The 25,382-nt window shown below is 73.0% G+C and carries 17 protein-coding genes and 1 pseudogene; 4 read left to right on the plus strand and 14 right to left on the minus strand.

Annotation, left to right across the window (positions count from 1 at the left end; all coding sequences use genetic code 11):
• Positions 1-59: 59 nt before the first annotated feature.
• From IG74_RS53650 to IG74_RS0133065, 5 genes and pseudogenes are all read right to left on the minus strand, one after another.
• Positions 60-248 (minus strand): annotated as a pseudogene (locus tag IG74_RS53650) (hypothetical protein); the annotation flags it as partial.
• A 131-nt stretch (positions 249-379) separates the two neighbouring features.
• On the minus strand, positions 380-703 hold the full coding sequence (locus tag IG74_RS0133050; RefSeq protein ID WP_030684684.1) for a hypothetical protein: 324 nt from the start codon (positions 701-703) through the stop codon (positions 380-382).
• The gene (locus IG74_RS0133055) at positions 700-1,068 is read right to left on the minus strand and encodes a WhiB family transcriptional regulator (protein ID WP_030684686.1); all 369 of its coding nucleotides are present in this window, start codon (positions 1,066-1,068) and stop codon (positions 700-702) included. The genes IG74_RS0133050 and IG74_RS0133055 overlap by 4 nt, the downstream gene beginning before the upstream one ends.
• Before the next feature lie 168 nt (positions 1,069-1,236).
• Positions 1,237-1,572, minus strand: a complete 336-nt coding sequence (locus IG74_RS0133060) for a hypothetical protein (RefSeq protein WP_030684687.1) — start codon at positions 1,570-1,572, stop codon at positions 1,237-1,239.
• 164 nt (positions 1,573-1,736) lie between these two features.
• A complete protein-coding gene (locus tag IG74_RS0133065) occupies positions 1,737-3,944 on the minus strand; it encodes an ATP-dependent DNA helicase UvrD2 (RefSeq protein ID WP_030684688.1) in 2,208 nt (735 codons plus the stop codon).
• 288 nt (positions 3,945-4,232) lie between these two features.
• Here IG74_RS0133065 and IG74_RS0133070 point away from each other — a divergent pair, with 288 nt between their 5' ends.
• A complete protein-coding gene (locus IG74_RS0133070; RefSeq protein WP_030684690.1) occupies positions 4,233-4,475 on the plus strand; it encodes a mycoredoxin in 243 nt (80 codons plus the stop codon).
• Between the two features lie 16 nt (positions 4,476-4,491).
• On the opposite strand, the gene nudC is transcribed toward IG74_RS0133070, so the two are convergent.
• From nudC to IG74_RS0133100, 6 genes are all read right to left on the minus strand, one after another.
• Positions 4,492-5,439 (minus strand): NAD(+) diphosphatase, encoded by a 948-nt coding sequence (gene nudC / locus IG74_RS0133075; protein ID WP_030684691.1) that lies wholly within the window; start codon positions 5,437-5,439, stop codon positions 4,492-4,494.
• Positions 5,440-5,499: 60 nt separating this feature from the next.
• The gene (locus IG74_RS0133080; protein ID WP_030684692.1) at positions 5,500-6,921 is read right to left on the minus strand and encodes a dipeptidase; all 1,422 of its coding nucleotides are present in this window, start codon (positions 6,919-6,921) and stop codon (positions 5,500-5,502) included.
• Between the two features lie 10 nt (positions 6,922-6,931).
• Positions 6,932-10,633 (minus strand): UvrD-helicase domain-containing protein, encoded by a 3,702-nt coding sequence (locus tag IG74_RS0133085; RefSeq protein ID WP_078869219.1) that lies wholly within the window; start codon positions 10,631-10,633, stop codon positions 6,932-6,934.
• Between the two features lie 79 nt (positions 10,634-10,712).
• A complete protein-coding gene (locus tag IG74_RS0133090; RefSeq protein WP_051855861.1) occupies positions 10,713-11,414 on the minus strand; it encodes a hypothetical protein in 702 nt (233 codons plus the stop codon).
• Positions 11,415-11,575: 161 nt separating this feature from the next.
• Positions 11,576-15,070 carry an ATP-dependent helicase gene (locus IG74_RS0133095; RefSeq protein WP_420709978.1) on the minus strand — a complete coding sequence of 1,165 codons (3,495 nt, stop codon included), beginning with the start codon at positions 15,068-15,070 and terminating at the stop codon, positions 11,576-11,578.
• Positions 15,071-15,322: 252 nt separating this feature from the next.
• Positions 15,323-15,718 carry an MGMT family protein gene (locus IG74_RS0133100; protein ID WP_051855865.1) on the minus strand — a complete coding sequence of 132 codons (396 nt, stop codon included), beginning with the start codon at positions 15,716-15,718 and terminating at the stop codon, positions 15,323-15,325.
• Positions 15,719-15,891: 173 nt separating this feature from the next.
• On the opposite strand from IG74_RS0133100, the gene IG74_RS0133105 reads away from it, so the two are divergent.
• The 3 genes from IG74_RS0133105 (at position 15,892) to IG74_RS0133115 (ending at position 22,186) form a co-directional block, all read left to right on the plus strand.
• The gene (locus IG74_RS0133105; RefSeq protein ID WP_030684703.1) at positions 15,892-18,810 is read left to right on the plus strand and encodes a lysylphosphatidylglycerol synthase transmembrane domain-containing protein; all 2,919 of its coding nucleotides are present in this window, start codon (positions 15,892-15,894) and stop codon (positions 18,808-18,810) included.
• Positions 18,811-18,909: 99 nt separating this feature from the next.
• Positions 18,910-20,496, plus strand: coding sequence for an alpha/beta hydrolase (locus IG74_RS0133110; protein ID WP_051855867.1), 1,587 nt, complete (start codon positions 18,910-18,912; stop codon positions 20,494-20,496).
• Positions 20,497-20,599: 103 nt separating this feature from the next.
• The gene (locus IG74_RS0133115; RefSeq protein WP_030684707.1) at positions 20,600-22,186 is read left to right on the plus strand and encodes an alpha/beta hydrolase; all 1,587 of its coding nucleotides are present in this window, start codon (positions 20,600-20,602) and stop codon (positions 22,184-22,186) included.
• 70 nt (positions 22,187-22,256) lie between these two features.
• Here IG74_RS0133115 and moeZ read toward each other — a convergent pair whose 3' ends face one another.
• The 3 genes from moeZ to IG74_RS0133130 all read right to left on the minus strand — a co-directional run bounded on the left by moeZ (position 22,257) and on the right by IG74_RS0133130 (position 25,249).
• The gene (gene moeZ / locus IG74_RS0133120) at positions 22,257-23,435 is read right to left on the minus strand and encodes an adenylyltransferase/sulfurtransferase MoeZ (protein WP_030684710.1); all 1,179 of its coding nucleotides are present in this window, start codon (positions 23,433-23,435) and stop codon (positions 22,257-22,259) included.
• 63 nt (positions 23,436-23,498) lie between these two features.
• Positions 23,499-24,311 (minus strand): spherulation-specific family 4 protein, encoded by an 813-nt coding sequence (locus IG74_RS0133125; RefSeq protein WP_078869223.1) that lies wholly within the window; start codon positions 24,309-24,311, stop codon positions 23,499-23,501.
• Complete coding sequence (locus IG74_RS0133130; protein WP_030684714.1) at positions 24,299-25,249, minus strand: NAD-dependent epimerase/dehydratase family protein; 951 nt, start codon at positions 25,247-25,249, stop codon at positions 24,299-24,301. Before IG74_RS0133130 ends, IG74_RS0133125 begins: the two co-directional genes overlap by 13 nt.
• Between the last annotated feature and the right edge of the window lie 133 nt (positions 25,250-25,382).

A 25,382-nucleotide genomic window follows, 5' to 3' on the forward strand; every position in this document is an offset into this window, starting at 1 on the left:
AAGACGGCATACGAGATCAGCCTCGGTCTCGTGGGCTCGGAGATGTGTATAAGAGACAGCCACCAGGCCGAGTCGAGTCTCCCCTCAATGGCCCGAATGTTCTCCCGAGCACAGGTGTCGCAGTAGTAGTGGCGGACGCCGTTCTCCACGGAGCAGGTCCAGGTGGGGGGCCGGCCGTCGGCGACCGTGCCGCAGCGGGAGCACACGAGATCCTCGGTGTCCGCAGGTTGAGAAGGCTGCTGGTCCACTCGGTGACCTTATCGCCGTCGCCGGGTGATCGGCGGGCACAACGCACCGCGGGGGCCGGTCCGTTCGGACCGGCCCCCGCGGGTTTTCCGGGAAGCTCGGCGGGAGCTTCCGATGCCGCGTGGCGGTGGTTTTACTGCATGACCGCCATGGCGAGCGCGCGGCGGGCGCGCAGGGACGCGCGCTCGGCGCGGCGCTGCATGCGGCGGGCCGCGATCAGGCGGGCGGCCGGGCGTTGCAGCTCGGCCTCACGCAGTCGCTCGTGCATATGCGCACGGGCCATGGCTTCTGGGATGAGTTGCATCTCTCGGGTCCTGTTCTGGCGCGAGCCGGTCGCGCCGGTGGTGGTGAAGTCTGGGGTCGCGGAGCCGGTGGGCTCGGTCGCGGGTGCCTTCATCGGGGCCTGCTTCTTCGGGTCGTGCGTCAGGGGGCGGTCGATCGTTCCGGCGGTACTCATGCGACTACCGGGTTCTTCCGCGGACGCCCACGCGGGCGCTTGCGGGCTACGACGACGCCCTGGACGAACAGCTCACCGCCCCAGACGCCCCACGGCTCACGCCGCTCCTTGGCGCCAGCGAGGCAGGCCTCCATCAGCGGGCAGGTGCGGCACAGCGACTTGGCGTACTCGACGTCGGCCGGGGACTCGGCGAAGAAGACCTCCGGGTCGTAGGCACGGCAGGGGACGGGTACGCCGAGGTTCTCGATGGCGTCGTCGAGCGCGGTGAGCGCGGTGAGGGGAGTCAAGGTCGGGTCCTCCGTGGGTGCGGGCGGGGGGAGCGTCTCTGAAGGCGGTACGGACGGGGCGTGCGCTTCGAGTTGCACGGTGGTGTTCTTCCTCGTCTGGTCGTTCCGGCCGGGTTCGGCCGGTTGGCGGCTGGTACCGGGTCTTGCGGTGGCCCCTTCGTTCTGTCTCCCTGTTTCGGGGAAAACAGAAGGGCCGCGGATCCCGGGTGGGGTTCCGCGGCCCTGAAGGCGCCGGTCTGATCGAGATCAGACTGGATCACTCCAGGGTTCGAGCCCACGGAAGGCCCACATCGTGTGGTGCTGCTGCGTCGTCTGCTTCCGGAATCCGGCACCGGCTGCCGCGGAGACATAGGCCTGCGCCTGTGCCATCGCTACTGCTGCTTCCGGTGCCTGGGTCGGTCGCTCATTGCCTTCACGGATCTTGAGACCCGTGGTGGGCAGGGAGGCAGCCGGGCGGGCGGCGGCATTGCTGCCGACGAACAGACCGGTGCCCTGGTGCGAGAAGCCGAGCAGGCAGGAGGCGACGACCGAGCGATCGGTCATTTTGACGGTGCTGATGAAGCTCTTGTTGGTGCTGATCACTGGAATCGCCTCCTCTCGGCGTCTAGGGGATCGGCCGGGGCCGATCCTTCGGACTGACAAGTACAGCACGGAACCGGGGCTCCGGAGAAGCCCGCCGTGTTCCGTGCTAAGAACCTATGGGGATTGCTGGGGCATGCGCAAACTATTTTTTCGACGAGTTTGAATCAGTTGCCCTCGTCACCATCGACAACCTCCTGACCTGCGCAAATGGCGAGGACTTCGGTGCCGTAGGTGCGCACCTTGCGCTGGCCGACGCCGGGGATGCGGGCGAGCTCGCCCTCCTCCTCGGGCACGGACTCGGCGATGGCGATCAAGGTTTTGTCCGTGAAGACGCAGAACGCGGGCTGTCCGATGCGTCGCGCGCGCCCCGCGCGCCACTCGCACAGGCGCTCGTAGAGCCCTTCGTCCATGTCCGACGGGCAGTCCTCGCACCGCATGAGTTTCATCTCACCCGCTTCGGTGAGGGTGCGGCCGCAGACGCGGCAGCGGGCCGGGGTGCGGCTGCCGCGGCGGCGGGCTCTGGGGCCGCCGGGCTCGGCGCCGCCGCCCGTGCCGCGCTCGATGCCGCCCGTGCCGCCTGCCGCGCGCGCCCCGGCGGTCGCGCCCGAGCCGGGGCGCAGTCCGTCGAGGAACCGGGTGGCTCGGCGGTTGGGGCGCCCGCCCGGTGAGCGGGAGACCGCCCAGGACAGGGAGAGGTGGGCGCGGGCGCGGGTCACGCCGACGTAGAGGAGGCGGCGCTCCTCCTCGACCTGTTCGTCGGTCTTGGCGTAGGTGATCGGCATCATGCCTTCGGCGAGGCCGACCAGGAAGACGGCGTCCCACTCCAGGCCCTTGGCGGCGTGCAGGGAGGCGAGGGTGACGCCTTCGACGGTGGGGGCGTGCTGGGCGGCGGCGCGCTCGTCCAGCTCGGCGACGAGGTCGGCGAGGGTCGCGCTCGCGTTGGCCCGGGCGAAGTCCTCGGCGAGGCGGACGAGGGCGGCCAGGGACTCCCAACGGTCGCGGACGGCGCCGGAGCCCGCGGGGGGCTCGGTGGTCCAGCCCTTGGTGGAGAGGACGGCCCGGACCTGGGAGGGCAGGTCGACGACGTCGTCGAGGAGGGAGTCGTTGGCGCCGAAGCGGGCGGCGCCGCGCAGGGCGGCGCCGGCTTCGCGCACCTCGGTGCGTTCGAAGAAGCGCTCGGCGCCGCGGAGCTGGTAGGGGATGCCGGCGTCGGCCAGGGCCTGTTCGTAGATCTCCGACTGGGAGTTCGTGCGGAAGAGGACGGCGATCTCGCTGGCGGGGACGCCGTCGGTCATGAGGGCGCGGATGCGGCGGGCGGCGCCTTCGGCTTCGGCGGGTTCGTCCGTGTACTCGGTGTAGACCGGTTCGGCGGCGGCCTCGCGCTGGGAGACGAGTTCCAGGCGGTGGTCGGCGGCGCGGCCGCGAGCCTGGGCGAGCAGGCCGTTGGCCAGGCGGACGACCTGGGGGGTGGAGCGGTAGTCGCGGACGAGTTTGACGACGGTCGCGCCGGGGTGGCGGGTGCGGAAGTCGAGGAGGTGGTCGGGGGTGGCGCCGGTGAAGGAGTAGATGGTCTGGCTGGCGTCGCCGACGACGCAGAGGCTGTCGCGCTCGCCGAGCCACAGCTCCAGGAGGCGCTGTTGGAGGGGGCTGACGTCCTGGTACTCGTCGACGACGAAGTGCTGGTACTGGGAGCGGACCTGTTCGGCGATGTCGTGGCGGTCCTGGAGGATGCCGACGGCGAGGAGCAGGACGTCCTCGAAGTCGATGACGGAGCGGTCCCGCTTGAGGTCCTCGTAGGCCGCGTAGAGCTGGGCGAGCTCGGCGGGGTCGCGGGGGGTTTCGCGGCCTGCTTTGGCCGCCGCGGCGGCGTAGTCGGCGGGGACGGTCTGGGTGACCTTGGACCATTCGATCTCGCCGGTCGCGTCCCGCAGTTCGTTGCGGTCGAGGCGGATGCGGCAGGCGGCCGCGGCGTCGGCGACGAGTTGGATCTTGCGCTCGACTAGTCGGGGCAGGGGGCCGCCGACGGCTTTGGGCCAGAAGTACTGGAGCTGGCGCAGGGCGGCGGAGTGGAAGGTGCGGGCCTGGACGCCCTGGGCGCCGAGCTGGCGCAGTCGGCCGCGCATCTCGCCTGCGGCGCGGTTGGTGAAGGTGACGGCGAGCACGCTGGCGGGCTGGAGGATGCCCGCGCGGACTCCGTAGGCGATGCGGTGGGTGATGGCGCGGGTCTTGCCCGTGCCGGCGCCCGCGAGCACGCAGACCGGCCCGTGCAGGGCCGTGGCGACCTCGCGCTGCTCGGGGTCGAGCCCGTCGAGCACCGCGTCGGCCGAGTCCGGGACCCGCGGGAAGAGGGTGGAGTGCGTTGCTGCTGTCACCCCTCAATGCTGCCAGTTCTCGTGGGACGCGTGAGCGGGTTGTCCACAGGGGTGCGGTCGCAGTCGTATTAATCCCGGGGCGGCCCGGGGCACGTCCTGATGCCGAGGCTCGTCCTGGTGCTGGAGCACGTCCTGGTGCCGGGGCACGTCCTGGTGCCGGAGCGGGTGCGTGGGCGGGTGGGGCGCGGGGGCGGGAATGGTGGCGTCGTCGCGTACGTTCGACTGGGTGCGACGACGCACCCCGAAGTGCGATGACGCATCCCCGAGCCGTGAAGGAGCGCGAGAGACATGCCGGGCACTGTGACGATGTACAGCACCACGTGGTGCGGCTACTGCCGCAGGCTGAAGAGCCAGATGGACCGCGAGGGCATCGCGTACGCCGAGGTCAACATCGAGCAGGACCCGGAGTCCGCCGCGTTCGTCGAGAAGGCGAACGGGGGGAACCAGACGGTTCCCACCGTTCTCTTCCCGGACGGTTCGACGCTGACGAACCCCTCGCTGGCGCAGGTGAAGCAGAAGCTGGCCGCCTAGGTCCCGAGGGGCCGGGTCAGGCTGCCGCGCCGGGGCGCGGCAGGGACTCGCCGTACCAGAGTTCGATCAGGCGGGCCGCGATCGAGATGCCGTAGGGAGGCAGGACCTCCCCGGACTCGAACGCGGCCCGCAGGTCGTCGCGGGAGAACCAGCGGGCCTCGTGGATCTCCTCGCCGTCGACGTTGATCTCGGACGACGTGGCCTGCGCCATGAAGCCGAGCATCAGGCTGGACGGGAAGGGCCAGGGCTGGCTGGCGACGTACTCGACGTCGCCGACGGTGACGCCCGCTTCTTCCCAGACCTCGCGGCGCACGGACTGCTCGATGGACTCGCCGGGCTCCACGAAGCCCGCGAGCGTGGAGAAGCGGCCTTCGGGCCAGTGGACCTGGCGGCCGAGGAGCGCGCGGTCCTTCTCGTCCGTGACGAGCATGATCACGGCCGGGTCGGTGCGGGGGTAGTGCTCGGCGCCGCAGGCCTGGCAGCGGCGGATGTGGCCGGCGGCCGCGATGACGGTGCGTTCGCCGCAGCGCGAGCAGAAGCGGTGCATGCGCTGCCAGTTCTCCAGGGCGACGGCGTGCACCATCAGGCCCGCGTCGCGGGGGGACAGGAGAAGGCCCGCCTCGCGCAGTCCGGCGGCGCGCGCGGAGGCGTCCATGCGGCCGGGCAGGGAGTCCTTCTGGAGGGCGAAGTAGCTCACGCCGTCGTCGTCGGTGCCCAGGAAGTAGCGGTGGGCTTCGGTGAGGGGCGCTTCGAAGCTGGGGGTCATCACCAGTTCGGTGCGGCCGTCGGGGGTCTCGTCGATGAGGACCTGGCCGCCGGAGACCACGAAGACGCGGGTCGAGGGGTGGCTCCACGCGGCGGCGAGCCAGGCCTCGTCGAGGCGGTGGTGGGCCGCGCGGTCGATGCCGCTCGGTACGGTGAGCGAGACGGGGCGGTCTGCGGCGCGGTCGGTCCAGGTGGTCACTGGTGCTTCCAACTCCCCCGGTGGAATGGGTGGTTCAGCGAGCAGGTGTCTTCGGTGTGCTCAGGGTGCATCGCGCCAGTGCTCCGCGAGGTCGCCCCAGAGGTAGGCGGTGGTTTCGACACCCTTGAGGAGCAGGTCGAGCTCGACCTTCTCGTTCGGCGCGTGCCAGCCGTCCGAGGGGATGGAGATGCCGAGGAAGAGCACGGGCGCCCCGAGGACGTCCTGGAGGTCGGCTGCCGGTCCTGAGCCGCCCTCGCGCGTGAAGCGGATCTCCTGCTCGAAGGCGCGGCCCATGGCGCGGGCGACGGACTGCAGGGCGGGGTGGTCGAGCGGGGTCAGGCAGGGGCGGGTGGCGGCGCCGAAGGTGATGGTGTGCCGGATGCCGGCGGGCAGCTGGTCGGCCACCCACGCGCGGACGGCTTCTTCGACGTGGTCGGGGTCCTGGCCCGCGACCAGGCGGAAGGAGAGCTTCAGGTGGGCGCTCGACGGGATGATCGTCTTGCCGCCCGGGCCTTGGTAGCCGCCTCCGATGCCGTTGACCTCGGCGGTCGGGCGGGCCCAGACGCGCTCCAGGGTGGTGTGTCCGGCTTCTCCATGGGGGGCGTACGACTTGGCGGTGCGCAGCCATTCGGCCTCGTCGAAGGGCAGCTCCGCGAAGAGGTCGCGTTCGCGGTCGGTGAGCTCGACGATGCCGTCGTAGAAGCCGGGCACGGCCACGCGCGCGTGGTCGTCGTGGAGTGCGGCGACCAGGCGGGCGGCGGCCGTGGCCGGGTTGGGGACGGCGCCGCCGAAGGAGCCGGAGTGGATGTCCTGGTCGGGGCCGTGCAGCTCGATCTCGCAGTCGGCGAGGCCGCGCATGCCCGTGCAGACGGTCGGGGTGTCCTTGGACCACATGCCGGTGTCCGAGACGACGACGGCGTCGGCCGTGAGGCGGTCGCGGTGGCGTTCGATGAGGTCGCGGAAGTGCGCGGAGCCGGACTCCTCCTCGCCCTCGACGATCAGCTTCAGGTTCACGGCGGGGGCGGTGCGGCCGGTGACGGCGAGGTGGGCGCGCACGCCGAGGGTGTGGAAGAAGACCTGGCCCTTGTCGTCGGCGGCACCGCGCGCGTAGAGGCGGTTGTCGCGGATGACGGGCTCGAAGGGGTCGGTGTCCCAGCCGTCCTCGCGGGCGGCGGGCTGCACGTCGTGGTGGCCGTAGACGAGGACGGTGGGGGCCTGTGGGTCGCCGGAGGGCCACTCGGCGAAGACGGCGGGGGCGCCCGCTGTCTCCCAGACCTCGGCGGTCGGGAAGCCGGTGTCCTTCAGTCGGGCGGCGAGCCAGTCGGCGCTGCGGCGCACGTCGTCGGCGTGCTCGGGCTGCGCCGACACGGACGGGATGCGGAGCCACTCGGCGAGGTCGTCGAGGAAGGCGGCGCGGTGGTCGTCGACGTACTCGCGTACGGCGCTGACGACACTGTCAGCTTGGTCGGCGGACTTACTCATGGTGACGAGCCTATCGGCCCACGGGGGCGGTCCTGTCCGGTGGCCGGTCGGGCTCCGGACCACCGCTGTTCCCTCCGCGCGGGCCGCCGCTGCGGTCGCCGCCGCGCGGGCCGCTGTCACCGCCTTCCTTGCCGTCGCCGCCCTCGTCCTGGCCCTCGTGCTCGGGCTCGTCCTCGCCGAGCAGCAGCCGCTCCAGCTCCGCCCGGCCGGGCAGGTGCCTCGGGCGCTCGACGTCGCCGCTGCGGACGTACAGGAAGGCGGCCGTCACCGACTCCAGGGGGACGCCGTGCTGCTCGGCCCAGGCCAGGCGGTACACGGCGAGCTGGAGCGGGTCGGCGTCCTGGGTGCGGCTGGTCTTCCAGTCGACGATCTCGTACGTGGTGTCGGCGCCTTCGCCGTGCTTGTAGACGGCGTCCACGCGGCCGCGGATGAGGCGGCCCGCGAGGGTGAGCTGGACGGGGACCTCGGCGCGGTAGGGCGTGCGGCGGGCGTATTCGGTGCGTTCGAAGGCTTCCTTGAGTGCTTCCAGGTCGCGCTCGTCGGCGATGTCGGCTTCTCCGGGGGCGCCGCCGGGGAGTTCCTCCGGGCCGAGCATGGGCAGGCGCAGCTCTTCGAAGCGGGCCTCCACCCAGGCGTGGAAGCGGGTGCCCCGTCGGGCGGCGGGCTGGGGCGGCCGGGGCATGGGCCGGGCGAGCTCCTGGGCGAGGCCGTCGGGGTCGGTGGCCAGGCGCAGCAGCTGGGTGGCGGTGAGGGTGGTCGGCAGGGGCACGTCGCGTACGCCTTCGCGGGCGCGCAGGAGCTCGTCGGCGAGGGCGTCCAGGTCGCGGTCCCAGGAGGCGAGGGTGCGCAGTTCTTCCGGGGTCAGGGGCTGCGCGGGTGCGGTGGCGTGCGGTACGCGTGCGTGCGGGACGGCCGGGGTCCGGGTCGGGGGCGTCGGGCGGTCGCTGCTCCAGGCGTCCCAGTCGGCGGGGTCCTCGTCCTCGGGAAGGGGGCCGCTGTCTCCTTCGTAGGGCGCGCCTTCGTCTTCGTAGGGCGCGCCTTCGTCTTCGTAGGGCGCGCCTTCGTCCGCATAGTGCTCGTCGTACTCGTCATAGTGCTCGTCGTACTCGTCGTCCTCCGGGGGTGGCGGCCACTCCGGGTCGACTGCCGGGTCCGCTGCCGGGTGGGACTGCTGGTGGTCGCGGGCGCCGCCCGTCCTGAGGCGGTTCAGGTGTGCCTGGACGGTGTCGGCGGCGGCGCGGCGGCGGGCCAGGGACGCGGGGTCGAGCGGGAGCGGCCAGGCGTGGTCGGCGGCGGCCTCGCGCAGGGCGGGGTTCTCCTCGCCGTCCTGCGGCTCGTCGGCCCAGGCCTCGATCTCGCCGTGGCCGGCCGCGCAGTGGTCGTACAGCGCCGTCAGGAAGTCGGAGGGGCCGCGCGGCTTCTTCTGGGTGGGGCCCCACCAGTGGCCGGAGCCCAGGAGGAGGCTGCGGGGCCGGGTGAACGTCACATAGCCGAGGCGGAGCTCCTCGGTGTGCTGGTGCTCCTTCATGGCGGCGTGGAAGGCCTTCAGGCCCTTGGCGTCCCAGGTGTCGACGTCGGGCAGGGTGTCGGCGTCGCCGCGCAGGGCGTGCGGGACGACCTTGGCCTGCGCGGTCCACTTCTCGCGGCCCTGGGCGCTCGGGAAGGTGCCGGTGACGAGGCCGGGGACGGCGACGACGTCCCACTCCAGGCCCTTGGACTTGTGGGCGGTGAGCACCTTGACGGTGTTCTCGCCGCCGGGCAGGGCGTTGTCGAGGCCCTTCTCGTACTGCGCGGCGGTGCGCAGGAAGCCGAGGAAGGCGAGCAGGGAGGCCGCGGGGTCGTGGGCGGCGAAGGACGCGGCGACGTCCAGGAAGTTGGACAGGGTCTCGCGGCGGCGGGCGGCCAGGGCGTGCGGGGACGCGGACAGCTCGACTTCCAGGCCGGTGACGGCGAGGACGCGGTGCAGGACGTCCATCAGCGGGTCGGCGAGGGAGCGGCGCAGGTCGCGCAGTTCGGCGGCGAGGTGGGCGAACCGGACGCGTGCCTCCGCGGAGAAGGGCAGGCCGTCGTCTTCGGAGGCGTCGATCGGCGACTCCAGGAAGGTGTCGAGGGCGTCCGCGAGCGATATCACCTCGGACGGGTCGACGCCTTCCACGGCGTGGGCGAGGCGCCGGTCGGCGGCTTCGGGGTCGTCGGGGTCTCCGGGCGCGGGGTGGCCGTGCCGGACGAGGAGGCGGGCGCGGCGGCCGAGGAGGGCGAGGTCGCGGGCGCCGACGCGCCAGCGGGGGCCGGTGAGGAGCCGCACCAGGGAGGCGTTGGCTCCGGGGTCCTGGAGGACTTCGCAGACGGCGACGAGGTCGGCGACTTCGGGCAGGTGCAGGAGCCCGGAGAGGCCGACGACCTCGACGGGTACGTCGCGGGCGACGAGGGCGCCTTGGATGTCGGCGAAGTCGGTGGCCGTGCGGCACAGGACGGCGATCTCGCCGGGTGCGGTGCCGGTGCGGACGAGGTGGGCGAGGGAGTCGGCGATCCAGTCGATCTCTTCGGCGTGGGTGCGCAGGAGGGCGCACCGGACCGTGCCGTCGCGCTCGGCGCCGGGGGCGGGCCGCAGGGCCTCCACGCCCGCGTGGCGGGCGCGCAGGGGGGCGGCGAGGCCGTTGGCGAGGTCGAGGAGGCGGCCGCCGCTGCGGCGGTTCTCGCTGAGCGCGTGGCGGGCGGCGGGGCGGCCGTCGGCGTGGGCGAAGTGGTGCGGGAAGTCGTCCAGGTTGGCCACGGAGGCGCCGCGCCAGCCGTAGATGGCCTGGCAGGGGTCGCCGACGGCGGTGACGGGGTGGCCGGTGCCGCCGCCGAACAGGCCCGCGAGGAGGATGCGCTGGGCGACGGACGTGTCCTGGTACTCGTCGAGGAGGACGACGTGGAACTCCTCGCGCAGGATCGCGCCGACTTCCGCGCGGGTGCGGGCGAGGGTCGCGGAGTGGGCGATCTGGTCGCCGAAGTCGAGCAGGTCGCGGGCGCGCTTGGCGTCGCGGTACCGCTCGACGAGGCCGGTGAGCTCGGTGCGGGCGGTGGCTGCCTCGGGGACCTTGCGGAGGTCTCCGTTGGTGAGCTTGGCGCCCGCCAGGGTGCGCAGGAGTGCGGCGTCGTGCGCGCGGAGCCTGCCGGGGTCCACGAGGTGCTCGGCGAGCTCGCTGTCGAGGGCCAGGAGGTCGCTGACGAGGTCGGGGAAGGAGCGGGTGAGCGCCGGGTACGGGCCGGGGGCTTCGCGCAGTACGCGTGCGGCGAGCTGGAAGCGGGTGGCGTCGGCGAGGAGCCGGGAGGTGGGTTCCAGGCCGATGCGCAGGCCGTGCTCGGTCAGGAGGCGTCCGGCGAAGGCGTGGTACGTGGAGATGACCGGTTCGCCCGGGGCGTCGTCGGGGTCGGCCGGGTCCGGGTCCGTGACGCCCGCCTTGACGAGGGCCTGGCGGACGCGGTCGGCGAGCTCGCCTGCCGCCTTGTTGGTGAACGTCAGGCCGAGGACCTGCTCGGGGGCGACCTGGCCGGTGCCGACGAGCCAGACCACGCGCGCGGCCATCACCGTCGTCTTGCCCGATCCGGCTCCGGCCACGATCACCTGCGGGGCGGGCGGCGCGGTGATGCAGGCCGTCTGCTCCGGGGTGAACGGGATGCCGAGGAGCTCTTTGAGCTCGTCGGGGTCGGTGAGGCGGGAAGGCACGTGAGAAAGGCTAGCGGCGGCCACTGACAACCGGGGTGGGGTCCGGTGGTCGGTGGCCGCCGCTCGGGGCGTCTCGGGGTCAGCCGGTGAGGAGGTCCTTGAGGTCCTTCTGCTCGATGACCTGGTCGGCCGGCGGGGCCTTCACGACGACGGACTTGCCGTAGTCGCTGAAGTTCATCTTGGTGGGGTCGGCGCCCTTCTCCTCGATCCGCAGGAAGTACGGCTTGCCGTCGAGCGCGACGTAGTACGTCAGCTGCTTCTTGCCGGTCTTCTTGGTGAGGACGGCCGCCTTCTCGCCGTCGACCTCGGCGTCCTTCTCCCGCTTGAGCCCCTTGAGCTTCGCGGAGTTGAACATCTCGTCCTTGTCGCAGGTCTTGCTGTCCTCGCCGCGCGGGGACTTCATCCAGCGGCCTTTGAGCTTGTCGCCCATGGCGGCGCTGCCGGTGGACTTCCAGAACTGCTCGTCGCCCTTGAAGTACGAGGTCTTGTCGACGACGAGGATCTCGCCGGTGCCGTTCGCCGCGGAGCCGGTCTTGCCCTGGCAGTCGCCGGACTCGGCGACGGCGAAGTCGATCTGGACCTTCTTGCCGTCCTCCTCGCCCTGGCCGGAGACCTTGAAGGAGCCCGCGCCCTTCGAGGCGTCCACGGCCTTCTTGGCGATCTTGTCGGCGCTCATGCCCTCGAAGGGGTCCTTGTCGCCGTCGCTGCTGCAGCCCGTGACGCCGATGACGGCGGCGGCGCAGGCGGCTGCCGCTGCCAGGAGCTTCCGGTTGGCTGCCATGGTGACTCTCCTCAGGACGGTGCACGTTCGGGGGGTGCGGGACGCACCCCGCAGCATGCACGGTTCAGCTTTACCGAGACTTTAGATGGCCTGTGCGAGTGCTATGGGCTCGGGTGGTGGGACGTGACGTTGACCACCACCCGGGAGGCCGGTGGCGGGCGTCACTCCACGACCTGGCGGCCTTCGGGGAGGGCGCTGCACGAGGTGCGGAAGGCGCAGTGGGTGCAGTGCTGGCCCGTTGCGGGCGTGAAGCGTTCGTCGAGGACCTTGCCCGCGGCGGTGGCCAGGAGGTCGCCGACCCAGTCGCCGTCGCCGCCTTCCGGTGGCTGCTGCGTCTGGACCTTCGGCAGGGCGTCGCCGCCGTCCTTCTTGGCGGCGCCCTGGCGCAGGTGCACCAGTTCCGCGCCGCCCGCAGCGGGGCGCGTGCCGCCGAACACGTCGTCGGCCGCGCCCTCGCGCACCGCGAGCTGGTAGACGGCCAGCTGGGGGTGGCGGGCGACGTCGGCGGCGCTGGGGGCCTGTTTGCCGGTCTTGAAGTCGACTACGTAGGCGCGGCCTTCGCCGTCGCGTTCGACGCGGTCCATGGAGCCGCGTACGCGCACTTCGTAGGGGCCTGCTTCGAGGGTCACGTCGAAGCCGTGCTCGCTGGCTACGGGGGTGCGGCCCGCGTGGGCGCCGCTGACGTGCCACTGGAGGAACCGTTCGAGCGCTCCGCGCGCGTTCTCCTTCTCCTGGTCGGACTTCCAGGGGGCGTCGAAGGCGAGGGCGTCCCACACCGATTCGAGGCGTTCCATGAGGACGTCGAGATCGGCGGGCGTGCGCCCGGAGGCGACCTCGTCGGCCAGGACGTGGACGACGTTGCCGAAGCCCTGGGCGGCGGTCGCGGGCGCGTCCGCCTTCACCTCACGGCCCAGGAACCACTGCAGGGCGCAGGTGTTGGCGAGCTGGTCCAGGGCGCTGCCGGAGAGGGTGACCGGCTTGTCGCGGTCCCGGAGGGGCGCCGTGCTCGCTGTCGGCTCGTGCAGGCCCCACCAGCGGGAGGGGTGCGCGGACGGCACGAGGGGGCGGCCGTCGGTGTCGGCGAGTCCGGCGAGGCGGGCCAGGCGCTGGGCCGCGGCCTCGCGCAGGGCGTCCGAGGCGTGCGGGTCGACGGTCGTGGCGCGCAGCTCCGCGACGAGCGCGGCGACGGACAGCGGGCGGCGCGGGCGGCCCGGCACGTCCTTGGGCTCGACGCCGAGCTCGGTGAGGAAGCGGGACGGCTGGTCGCCGTCTTCGGCGGGTGCCTTGACGGCGGTGACGACGAGGCGTTCACGCGCGCGCGTGGCGGCGACGTAGAACAGTCGGCGCTCTTCGGAGAGGAGTGCTCCGGGGGTGAGGGGTTCGGCGATGCCGTCGCGCCCGATGCGGTCGGCCTCCAGGAGAGAGCCGCGGCGGCGCAGGTCGGGCCAGAGGCCCTCCTGGACGCCCGCGACGACGACGAGCCGCCACTGCAGGCCCTTGGAGCGGTGTGCCGTCATGAGGCGTACGGCGTCGGGGCGGGCGGCGCGGCGGGTGAGCGTGTCGGCGGCGATGTCCTGGGCCTCGATCTCCTCCAGGAAGTTCAGGGCACCGCGGCCGCCGGTGCGCTCCTCGGCGCGGGCGGCGGTGGCGAACAGGGCGCACACCGCGTCGAGGTCGCGGTCGGCGTTGCGGCCCGCCGCGCCGCCGCGCCGCGCGGTGCGCTCCAGGCGGCGCGGCCAGGGGGTGCCGTTCCACAGCTCCCACAGGGCCTGCTCGGCGGTGCCGCCGTCCGCGAGGCACGCGCCTGCGCGGGCGAGGAGCGCGCCGAGGCGCTGGGCGCCCTTGGCGTACGAGGGGTCGTGCGCGACGAGCCGCTCCGGTTCGGCCAGGGCGCGGGCGAGCAGTTCGTCGGAGGGCGGCGGCAGGTGGTTGCCGGCGGCGCGCTCCTCCTCGCGCAGGGCGCGGCCGAGGCGGCGCAGGTCGGCGGCGTCCATGCTCGCGAGCGGGGAGGTGAGCAGGGTCAGGGCGGTCTCGGTGCCGAGCCAGGCCGGGGCGACGCCGGGGGCCGTCGGGCCGTCCGCGGCGTCTTCGGAGCGTGCCTGGCCCGCGGCGGCAGCCTCCGCCGCACGCTCTGCGGCCGCGTCCTCCGCACGCGCGGCAGCCGTCCCCTCGACACGCGTCCCAGTCGCCTCCTCCGCACGCGCCCCGATCGGCCCCTCGGTACGCGCCGCAGCCCCCTCGGCACGCGCCCCGATCGGCCCCTCGGCACGCGCCTCATCCCCCTCCTGCGCACGCGCAGCATCGCTCCTCGCCGTCTCCCCCAGGCGTGCCTGGTCCACCGCCGTCGCCACCGTCCGCAAGGCCGTCAGGAGGGCCGTCACCGCCGGTTCGTGGCGCAGGGGGATGTCGTCGCCGTCTATGTCCAGGGGGACGCCCGCGGCGGTGAGGGCGCGGCGGAAGGAGGGCAGGGTGCGGGCGCCCGCGCGGACGAGCACGGCCATCTCGCTCCAGGGGACGCCGTCCTCCAGGTGGGCGCGGCGCAGGACGTCCGCGATGTTGTCGATCTCCGCGCCGGCGGTGGGGAAGGTGAGGACGTCCACGCGCCCGTCGTCCCTGACGGCGGCGAGCTCGCGGTGGGCGCGCACCTTCGCCGCGGGCAGCCGGGTCAGCGGCATGCGGCGGGTGAGGAGGCGGGTGGCGGCGAGGAGTCCGGCGCCCGAGCGGCGGGACGTCGTCAGGACCTCGACCGGTGCCGGGGTGCCGTCCGCGCGCGGGAAGTCGGCGGGGAACTGGAGGATGCCGTTCACGTCGGCGCCCCGGAAGGTGTAGATCGACTGGTCCGGGTCTCCGAAGGCCATGAGGTCGCGGCCGCCGCCCGCGAGGGCGTGCAGCAGGCGCACCTGGGAGGGGTCGGTGTCCTGGTACTCGTCCACGAACACGGCGTCGTACTGCGCGGCCAGGGCCCGCGCCACCTCGGGGCGGTGGGCGAGCAGCACCGCGCGGTGCACCAGCTCGGCGTAGTCGAGCACTCCTTGGAGGTCGAGGACGTCGAGGTACTCGGCGAGGAACGCGGCCGCGGCGCGCCAGTCCGGGCGGCCGCTGCGGCGCGCGAAGGCGTCGAGGGCGGCGGGCCCCAGGCCCAGCTCGCGGCTGCGGGCGAGGACGGCGCGGACCTCGTCGGCGAAGCCGCGCGTGGTCAGGCAGGCGCGCAGCTCGTCCGGCCAGCGGACCCGGGAGAGGCCTTCCTCGCCGAGGCCGAGCTGTCCGGCGAGCAGCTCGCGCACGGCGACGTCCTGCTCGGGTCCGGAGAGCAGCCGCAGCGGCTCGACGAACAGGTCGGCGTCCTGGTGGGCGCGGACCAGGGCGTAGCAGAAGGAGTGGAAGGTGGTCGCCTGCGGGGCGTCGGCGGCGCCGATCCGGTGGGCCATCCGGTCGCGCAGTTCCACCGCGGCCTTGCGGCTGAAGGTGAGCACCAGGACGCGCTCGGGGTCGGTGCCCTTGGCGATGCGCGCGGCGACGGACTCGACCAGGGTCGTGGTCTTGCCGGTGCCCGGACCTGCGAGAACGAGCAGCGGGCCGCCGTCGTGGTCAACCACGGCGCGCTGTCGTGCGTCCAGTTCAGGGGGGTCCGCGGAGACCGGTGGGGTACGCACCAGTCGGTAGGCGCCCGCGACCCCCTGTCGTACCTGCTGGTACGACAGGTGCCGCGCGTGCCTGGCGGATGAAGTGGAGCTCACGTGGGTCGCCGGTCCTGGTGGGTGTTCTGGTCGAGGTGCGGCTGCGGGACAGCCGCGGGGTGAGGATGCATGCGTGCTGTCGACGCTACGCCAGCGGTCGCGTGGGGCGTGTGGCTTCCCCCGTACGGGCCACCAGCGGCCCACCACCGCGGGCCCGGATGCCGGAAGCTGTCAGTTGTGACCTTCCGGAGCCTGCGGCCGCTCGTCCGGTCCTTCGGCGGCCGCCCCGCCGTCCCAGCGCGCCCGGCGCATGTCGATGCGCGGCACGTGCCCCTGCGCCGCCCGGCCGGCCTGCCGCAGGGGCGTGCCCTCCGCGCGGTAGGCCTCCAGGGCGCGCAGTTCGTGGCCGGGCAGCAGGGTGCCGTCGGCGCGGACCACGCGCCACCACGGCACCGCGCCGCCGTAGAGGGCCATCGCGCGGCCGACCTGCCGGGGGCCACCCTCCTCCAGCCACTCGGCGACGTCTCCGTAGGTCATCACCCGGCCCGGGGGAATCATTTCCGCCACTTCCAGGACCCGCTCCGCGTACTCCGGAAGCTCCGGCACCGCTCCGCTCTCCTCGCTCATCCGGACCATCCTGCCCCATGCCACGGACACGGTGACGGGGTGGCCACGGAGCGTACGGGACCGTGGGCGACAAGGTCCGATGTGGCAAATCGTGACCGTTTCGCGCCCCCGGATTGCCCCCTGATGCCCCCCGTTGTCGGCGGGGCATGCCACCATCATGCGGGCGGTGACTGGTGATACGAGATCAAGAAGAGGCGACGGAGCAGCAGAGCGTGCATTCCGACAAGACGGCTGGCACCTCCGCGGACACGTCACGCCCCGGTGCTGGTGAGTCCGTCGGTACGGCCGGGGAAGGCCGGGAATCGCGGGCCCTGACCCACGCCGAGCAGTCGCCCGGCAGCCACCCCGAGCAGTCGCCCGGCAGCCACCCCGAGCAGCCGTCCGGCAGCCACCCCGAGCCGCCGTCCGAAGCCGCCGAGCCGCGCCCCGCGGCCGCCTCCGGGCAGCCCGCCGCCCCGGTCGAGGTACCCGGCTTCGACACCGAATCCGACGACTCCTACGCCGAGCGCGTGGAGGGCGACGAGCCGCTGCTCCCCGCGCGCGTGCACCGCCCCTCCGACCTGATGCGGCTGCTCATCGGCGTGCTGGCGATCGCCGTGCTGCTCGCGATCTCCGCGTTCGCGCACGGCACGACGTCGGGCCTGGAGCAGGACATCAACGCGGGCACCGGCGAGCCGCCGGACCTGCTGATGAAGCTGGCGGGCCTGACCGCGAGCATCGGCGTCCTGCTCGTGCCCGTGGCGTTCGCGATCGAGCGCCTGATCAAGCGGGACGGGCTGCGCATCGCCGACGGCGTCCTCGCTGCCGTCCTCGCGCACGGCGTGACCCTCGCCACCGACCTGTGGGTCGCCAGGGGCGCCCCGGAGTCCATCCAGGACGCCCTGACGCAGCCCTCGCCCGGCGACGTGCACGCGCTGACCGACCCGGTGCACGGCTACCTCGCCCCGGTCATCGCGTACATGACGGCCGTGGGCATGGCGCGCCGCCCGCGCTGGCGCGTCGTGCTGCTCGTGGTGCTGCTGCTCGAAGCGTTCACGATGCTCGTGTCGGGCAACACGACACCGTTCTCGATCATCCTGACGGTCCTGATCGGCTGGACCGTGGCGTACGGCACGCTGTACGCGGTCGGCTCGCCGAACGTGCAGCCCACCGGGCAGACGCTGCTCGCGGGCCTGCGGCACGTCGGCTTCCGCCCGGTGAGCGCCGCCCGCGAGGACACCGGGGACAGCACGGACCAGGGCGACCGCGGCCGGCGCTACTTCGTCACGCTGGAGGACGGACCACCGCTCGACGTCACGGTCATCGACCGCGAGCAGCAGGCGCAGGGGTTCTTCTACCGGGTCTGGCGCCGTCTCACGCTGCGCAGCATCACCACCCGGCGCAGCCTCCAGTCGCTGCGCCAGGCCCTGGAGCAGGAGGCGCTGCTCGCGTACGCGGCGATCGCCGCGGGTGCCAACGCGCCGAAGCTGATCGCCACCTCCGAGCTGGGCCCGGACGCGGTGATCCTCGTCTACGAGCACACGGGCGGGCGGACCCTGGACTCGCTGCCCGACGCGGCCCTGACCGACGAGCTGCTGCGGGAGACCTGGCGGCAGGTGCGGGCGCTCCAGTCGCGGCGGATCGCGCACCGCAGGCTCGCCGGGGACGCCATCCTGGTGGATCGTTCCGGCAGGGTGATCCTGACGGATCTGCGCGGCGGCGAGATCGCGGCCGGTGACCTCGTGCTGCGGATGGACATCGCGCAGCTGCTCACCGCCTTCGGCCTGCGCGTCGGCGCGGAGCGCGCGGTCGCGTCGGCGGTCGACGTGCTCGGGCCGGACGCCGTGGCCGACTGTCTGCCGCTGCTCCAGCCGATCGCCCTGACGCGCTCCACGCGCGCGACGCTGCGCAAGCGGGCCCGTGAGCGCGCCCAGCGCGAGCGCGAGGCGGTCCTGGAGGCGTCCCAGAAGGCCAAGCTGGCGCGCGGCGAGGACGAGCCGGAGGAGCAGGCCCCGGACTCGGCGGCGGCCCGCAAGTCGCTGCGCGCGGAGAAGCAGGCCGAGAAGCAGGCCATAGACGAGGCCCTGGAGCAGGCCCGCGAGGAGGACCTGCTCACCCAGATCCGCCACCAGGTGCTGCTGATCCGGCCGACGGCGCCCGTGGAACCGGCGCAGCTGGAGCGGATCAGACCGCGCACGCTGATCAGTTTCATCGCCGGTGCCTTCGGCGCGTACTTCCTGCTCTCGCAGCTCACGCACGTCGACTTCGGCACCATCTTCGGAGAGGCCGAGTGGGGCTGGGTCGCCGCGGCCGTGGCGTTCTCGGCGCTGAGCTACTTCGCGGCGGCGATGAGCCTGCTCGGCTTCGTGCCGGAGCGGGTGCCGTTCCTGCGGGCGGTGGCCGCGCAGGTCGCCGGGTCGTTCGTGAAGATCGTGGCGCCCGCGGCGGTCGGCGGTGTCGCGCTGAACACCCGGTTCCTCCAGCGGTCCGGGGTGCGCTCCGGGCTCGCGGTGGCGAGCGTCGGCGCCTCGCAGCTGTTCGGGCTCGGCTCGCACATCCTGCTGCTGCTCGTCTTCGGCTATCTGACGGGCACCGAGAAGACGCCGTCGCTCACCCCCTCGCGCACGGTCATCGCGGGCCTGTTGTCGGTGGCGGTGCTCGTCCTGGTGGTGACCGCCATCCCGTTCCTGCGGAAGATCGTCGTCACGCGCGTGCGATCGCTGTTCGCGGGTGTCGTGCCGCGCATGCTGGACGTCCTGCAGCGCCCGCAGAAGCTGCTCACCGGCATCGGCGGGATGCTGCTCCTGACGTTCTTCTTCGTGCTGTGCCTGGACGCGTCGGTACGGGCGTTCGCCAGCGAGGAGATGGGCACCCTGAGCCTGGCCAGCGTCGCCGTGGTGTTCCTCGCGGGCAACGCGCTCGGCTCGGCGGCGCCCACGCCGGGCGGCATCGGCGCGGTCGAGGCGACGCTCACGCTCGGCCTCGTCGCGGTGGGCGTGCCCAAGGACGTGGCGGCGCCCGCGGTGCTGCTGTACCGGCTGCTCACGCTGTGGCTGCCGGTGCTCCCCGGATGGCTGTTCTTCAACCACCTGACCCGCAAGGGCCAGCTGTAGCGCGCCGCCGCCCCGGCCGCGTACGCCCCGGAGGCGGCCGGGTCACCCGCACGGCTCGTGCCCCGAGCGCCCCGCCCTGCTCCCCCGCAGGATGGACCCATGCCCAAGCTCCCGCCGCGTGCCAGGGCCCTGGCCGCCACCGCCGTCCTGCTGTCCACCGCGCTCGCGGCCTGCGGTGACGGGGCCTCGGACACCGCCGACGCCGACGAGGCCCGGCCCGACCAGAAGCTCAGCTGGAAGGACTGCCCGGCGCCTTCCGCGGCCGAGGGCGGCGGCGGAGCCCCGTCGCCGCTGCCCGGCGGGGCCGCGTGGCAGTGCGCCACCATGAAGGCCCCGCTGGACTGGCAGAAGCCCGAGGGCGACACGATCGGCATCGCACTCATCCGCGCGCGGGCCAGCGGCGCCGAGGACCAGCGCATCGGCTCGCTCCTGTTCAACTTCGGCGGCCCCGGCGGCTCGGGCGTCACCACGCTGCCCGCGTTCGGCGCCGACTACGCGAAGCTGCGCACCCGCTACGACCTGGTGAGCTTCGACCCGCGCGGCGTCGGCCGCAGCGACGGCGTGAAGTGCGAGGACGACGAACAGCTCGACACGTACTTCCAGCAGGACGCGACGCCCGACGACGAGGCCGAGCGCAAGGAGTTCCTCGACAACGTCAAGAGCTTCAACAAGGCGTGCGACAAGAACTCCGGCAAGGTCCTCCCCCATGTGCGCACCACCGACGTGGCCCGCGACATGGATCTGATGCGGCAGGTGCTGGGCGACGAGAAGCTGCACTACTTCGGCATCTCGTACGGCACCGAACTCGGCGGCGTCTACGCGCACTTGTTCCCCAAGAACGTGGGCCGTGCCGTGTTCGACGCGGTCGTCGACCCCACCGAATCGCCCGAACAGGGCTCCCTGGGGCAGGCCAAGGGCTTCCAGCTCGCCCTCGACAACTTCGCGAAGGACTGCGTCTCCCAGGAGGACGACTGCCCCGTCGGCGACACCGAGGACGACGTCAAGGCCCGGATCGCGAAGCTCCTGAAGGACCTGGACGCCAAGCCGCTGCCCGGCCTCCCACCGCGCCGCCTCACCCAGACCGCGGCCACCAACGGCATCGTGCAGGCCCTGTACTCCCAGGACTTCTGGCCCTACCTCACCGAGGGCCTCTCGGAGGCCTACGACGGGGAGGGACGGATCCTCATGCTCCTGTCCGACTCGATGAACGGGCGCAACGAGGACGGCGAGTACAGCAACCTGTCCGCCGCGAACGTCGCCATCAACTGCGCCGACGACAAGCCGCGTTACACGACGGCCGACGTCGAGGAAAAGCTCCCCCGGTTCCGGGAGGCCTCGCCGCTGTTCGGCGACTACCTGGCGTGGGGCATGCTCGGCTGCACCGACTGGGCCGTGCCGGGCCAGGCCGACCACCCGGACGTCAGCGCCTCCGGGGCGGCGCCGGTCCTCGTCATCGGCAACACCGGTGACCCCGCGACCCCGTACGAGGGCGCCCGCAAGATGGTCGGCGCGCTCGGCGAGGGCGTGGGCGTCGAGCTGACGTACAAGGGGCAGGGGCACGGCGCGTACGACAGCAAGGACAAGTGCGTGCGCGGCGCGGTGGACGGCTATCTGTTGGACGGGACGGTGCCGAAGTCGGGCACGGTCTGCGGGCCGGACAAGGCGACTGGCCCGTCCGGCACTTGAGGGCCGTCCGACCCGACGAAGGGCGCGGCCGAGGGTGTGCCGGGGCGGTGTCAGTGGCCCCGCCTAGGATGGCTGGACGTTCTTTCGAGGGGGGATGCGAGACATGCCGCGTTTCGTACGGTCGGCGGCCCTGGCCACCACGGTGACGCTGGTGGCCGCTCTCGCCGCGGGCTGTAGCGGTTCGTCCGGCGACAAGAACGACGCGAACGGCAAGGACGGCGGGCGCCCTGCGGCCCAGGGCGCCGACCCCGAGCCGCGGCCGGACCCGTCGTCCACGCTGCCCGCGGCCGTCGTCTCGCAGCAGCTCGACTGGGGCGCGTGCGAAGGCGCGGGCGAGGACGCGCCGCCCGGCGAGGAGTGGCGGTGCGCGACCCTCAAGGTCCCGCTGGACTACGCGGAGCCGGACGGCGAGACGATCGGCATCGCCCTGATCCGCGCCGCGTCCACAGCCGAGAAGCGCGGCGACCGCATCGGTTCGCTCGTGTTCAACTTCGGCGGCCCCGGCGGCTCGGGCGTCTCCATGCTCCCGGCGTTCGCACCCTCGTACGGCGACCTGCGCGAGCGGTACGACCTGGTGAGCTTCGACCCGCGCGGCGTCGCGGGCAGCGAGGGCCTGCGCTGCCGCAGCGACAAGCAGACGCGGGCGGCGGAGCACACGGACCCCACGCCGGACACCCCGGCCGAGGAGAAGGAGTATCTGGCCGACGCGGCCGCCTTCGGCGCGGGCTGCGCGCGGGACGCGAAGAAGCTGCTCCCGCACGTGTCGACGGCCGACGCCGCCCGCGACATGGACGTGCTGCGGCAGGTGCTCGGCGACGAGAAGCTGCACTACTTCGGCATCTCGTACGGCACCGAACTCGGCGGCGTCTACGCGCACTTGTTCCCGAAGAAGGTGGGCCGTGCCGTGTTCGACGCGGTCGTCGACCCGACGGTGGGCTCGGTGGGCCACGCGCAGAACCAGGCGCGGGGCTTCCAGCGGGCCCTGGAGAACTACCTCAGGTCCTCCGGCGAGGTCCCCGAGACGGGCACGCGGAAGATAGCCGACCTGCTGCGCCGCGTGGACAAGAAGCCGCTGCGCACGTCCACGCCCGGCCGCAGGCTGAGCGAGTCCCTCGCGACGACGGGCATCCTGGTCGCGCTGTACAGCAGACAGACCTGGCCGGTGCTCACCGACGCCCTGGAGAAGGCCGAGCAGGGTGACGGCACGGCGCTCCTGGAGCTGGCCGACACGTACAACGAGCGGTCCGCGTCCGGTACGTACAGCACGCAGAGCCACTCGCAGCGCGCGATCGGCTGCCGGGACTCCAAGGCGCGGCCGACGGCGGCCGCGGCCAAGCGACGGCTCGCCGAGTTCCGCGAGATATCGCCGGTGTTCGGCGGCTTCATGGCCTGGGACACGGCGGGCTGGTGCCACGACTGGCCGGTGGCCGGTCTTCAGGACACTCCCGAGGTGAGCGCGCCCGGCGCCGCCCCCGTGCTGGTCGTCGGCACCACAGGGGACCCGGCGACGCCGTACGAGGGCGCCCGGAAGATGGCGGACGAGCTGGGCGAGGGCGTCGGCGTCCAGCTGACGTGGAAGGGCGAGGGCCACGGGGCGTACGGCAACGGCAGCGACTGCGTCGACGGCACGGTGGACGACTACCTGCTCAAGGGCGAGGTCCCGCGGGACGGCAAGGTCTGCGCGCCATGACGAACGGCCCCCGGGTGGCAGTCACCCGGGGGCCGCTGAGGCCGAGGCAGCGGGCCCGGAGGCCCGGCGGCTAGTAGACCGGCTTCTCGGGCTCGATCTGGTTCACCCAGCCGATCACGCCGCCGCCCACGTGCACCGCGTCCGCGAAGCCCGCGGACTTCAGGACGGCGAGGACTTCCGCACTGCGGACACCCGTCTTGCAGTGCAGGACGATCTTCTTGTCCTGCGGCAGGGTCTCCAGGGCGGCGCCCATGAGGAACTCGTTCTTCGGGATCAGCTTGGCGCCCGGGATCGAGACGATCTCGTACTCGTTCGGCTCGCGGACGTCGATGATCTCGATCTTCTCGTCGGCGTCGATCCACTCCTTGAGCTGCCGCGGAGTGATCGTCGAACCGGCGGCCGCCTCCTGGGCCTCCTCGGACACGACGCCGCAGAAGGCCTCGTAGTCGATGAGCTCGGTGACGGTGGGGTTCTCGCCGCAGACCGCGCAGTTCGGGTCCTTGCGGACCTTGACCTGGCGGTACTGCATCTCCAGGGCGTCGTAGATCATCAGACGGCCGACCAGGGGCTCGCCGATGCCCGCGAGGAGCTTGATGGCCTCATTGACCTGGATGGAGCCGATGGAGGCGCACAGCACGCCGAGCACGCCGCCCTCGGCGCAGGACGGGACCATCCCGGGGGGCGGGGGCTCGGGGTAGAGGCAGCGGTAGCAGGGCCCGTGCTCGGACCAGAACACCGACGCCTGGCCGTCGAAGCGGTAGATGGAGCCCCACACGTACGGCTTGTTCAGGAGCACGCACGCGTCGTTGACCAGGTAGCGCGTCGCGAAGTTGTCGGTGCCGTCGACGATCAGGTCGTACTGGCTGAAGATGTCCATCACGTTGTCGGCCTCGAGCCGCTCTTCGTGCAGGACCACGTTCACGTACGGGTTGATGCCGAGGACCGAGTCCTTCGCGGACTCCGCCTTGGAGCGGCCGATGTCGGCCTGGCTGTGGATGATCTGGCGCTGCAGGTTCGACTCGTCGACCTCGTCGAACTCCACGATGCCGAGGGTGCCGACGCCCGCCGCCGCGAGGTACATCAGCGCCGGTGACCCGAGGCCGCCGGCGCCCACACAGAGCACCTTGGCGTTCTTCAGCCGCTTCTGCCCGTCCATCCCGACGTCCGGGATGATCAGGTGGCGGGAGTACCTGCGGACCTCGTCGACGGTGAGCTCGGATGCTGGCTCGACCAGGGGTGGCAGCGACACGGGGACTCCGTTGGTCGGATATGCGGAACGGTTGTTCTCCCCGTAACACTGCCACGGCCTTCTTCATTCCGAGACACCTGGTCCGACACGCGAGACGATCTCGTCCCAGTAACCGGGCAGCGCCTCCCAGGGGTCGCCGCCGGTGCCGCCGCTGCCGTCCGTGCGGTCGGTGAAGTAGATCGTCGACGCGCCCTGCCAGCGGGCGACGCGCAGCGCCTCGTCGAGGTGGCCGCGCGGCACGCCGTGCACGAGGTGGCAGAAGCGCTCGGGCGGGTAGTCGGCGGTCCACTCGGCGACCTGGGACCAGCGGTAGTCGGTCCAGGGGCCGCTGAACGTCACCAACTGGTCGGCGCTCTCCACGTATCCGGGGTAGGGGTGGCGGCCGTGCCCGAACACCACGTGCGCCCTGCCCAGGAGCGCGCGCAGGGTGGTGACGGTGCGCCGGATCTCCGGGAGCTCCGCGGCCTCCGTCGGGCAGCGGGCGAGGAAGAAGCCGTCGACCAGGTACCAGTCGAGGTAGCGGTGGGCGTCGGAGACGAGCTCGCCGAAGCTGCGGGCGCCGTGGGCCACGTCGAGGTGGCCGAGCACCCGGACGCCCGCGTTCCGCAGTCGTCCCGCGGCGTCGAGGCAGTGCGGGTCGGGCCGGTCGCCGGGGCCGCCCGCGACGTTCAGGACGACCCAGTGCAAGGAGCCGCTGGACCGGGTGAGTTCGGCCCACTCGGCGGAGGCGAGCAGCGGGTGGGCGGTGCCGGGGACGCCGAAGCCGACGCGCAGGGCGGTCCGCGGCACGACGGGCGCCGCGGTGCCCGTCGGCTGCGGCCTGCGGCCCGGCAGGGGGGTGCGGCCGGGGCGCGGTGTGCGGCCTAGATGCGGCATGCGGCTTCCATCCAGATGTCGGCGAGTGACTCTTCGAGGTTGATGCGCGGCCGCCAGCCGAGCCGGTCGCGCGCGGTGCGCACGTCGGCCTGCTGCCAGCTGCCGCAGCCGTCCGGGTAGGGGTAGGCGGTCGGCGACGCGTGGTCGGCGTCGGGCCTCGGGTGCAGTCCCGGCCTGCCGGGCGGCTGGTCGAGTTCGTGCAGGGCGCCGCCGTAGCCGGCGACGCGGGCGAGCACGGCGGCGGCGTCGCGCAGCCGCACGGCGCGCCCGGAGCCGATGTTGACGATGCCTTGGGCGGCGGAGAGCGAGGCGGCGTGCACGGCCCGGGCGACGTCACGTACGTCGATGAAGTCGCGCTGCACGCCGAGCCCGCCGAGCTTCAGTTCGCCGTCGCCGGACTGCATGGCGCGGCGCATGGCCTCGGCGAGGCGGCCGAGCGGCGATCCGGCGGGGGTGCCGGGGCCCGCGGGTGAGAACACCCGCAGGACCACGGCGTCGAGCCCGGAGCCGAGGACGAGTTCGGTGGCGGCCAGTTTGCTGACGCCGTAGGGGCCGCCGGGGCGTGGCACGGCGTCCTCGGCGGTGGACGAGCCGGGCTGGCTGGGGCCGTACTCGGCGCCGCAGCCGAGCTGCACCAGGCGAGCGCCGCAGCCGCTGCGGCGCAGGGCCTCGCAGATGGTGGCGACGGCGACGGTGTTGTGCCGGGTCAGTTCGCGGGCGCCGCCGCGGGTGGCGCCCGCGCAGTTGATGACGACGCCCGGGTGCACGGCGTCCAGGAAGCGGGTGAGCGCGCCGGGGCTGCCGCTTGCGAGGTCGAACCGTACGTCCGAGTCGTCCCCGCGGCCGAGCGCGGTGAGCTGGACCGCCGGGTCGGCGAGCAGCCGGTCGGCGACGAACCGGCCGAGGTATCCGTTGGCTCCGATCAGCAACACCCTCATCGGGCGCCTCCGGGGACGGACGCTCGGATGCTGGGCCTTGTCATCTGCGTTTCTCCTTCAGGGTGGTGCCGGCTGTCTCGGGTAACGGATGGACCGGCGCGGCCCGCCGCGACCGGGGGCCGCGCCGCCGGGC

Origin of the sequence: Streptomyces sp. NRRL B-1347, assembly GCF_000720325.1 — a bacterium.
In the GTDB taxonomy this organism is placed as follows: Bacteria; Actinomycetota; Actinomycetes; order Streptomycetales; family Streptomycetaceae; genus Streptomyces.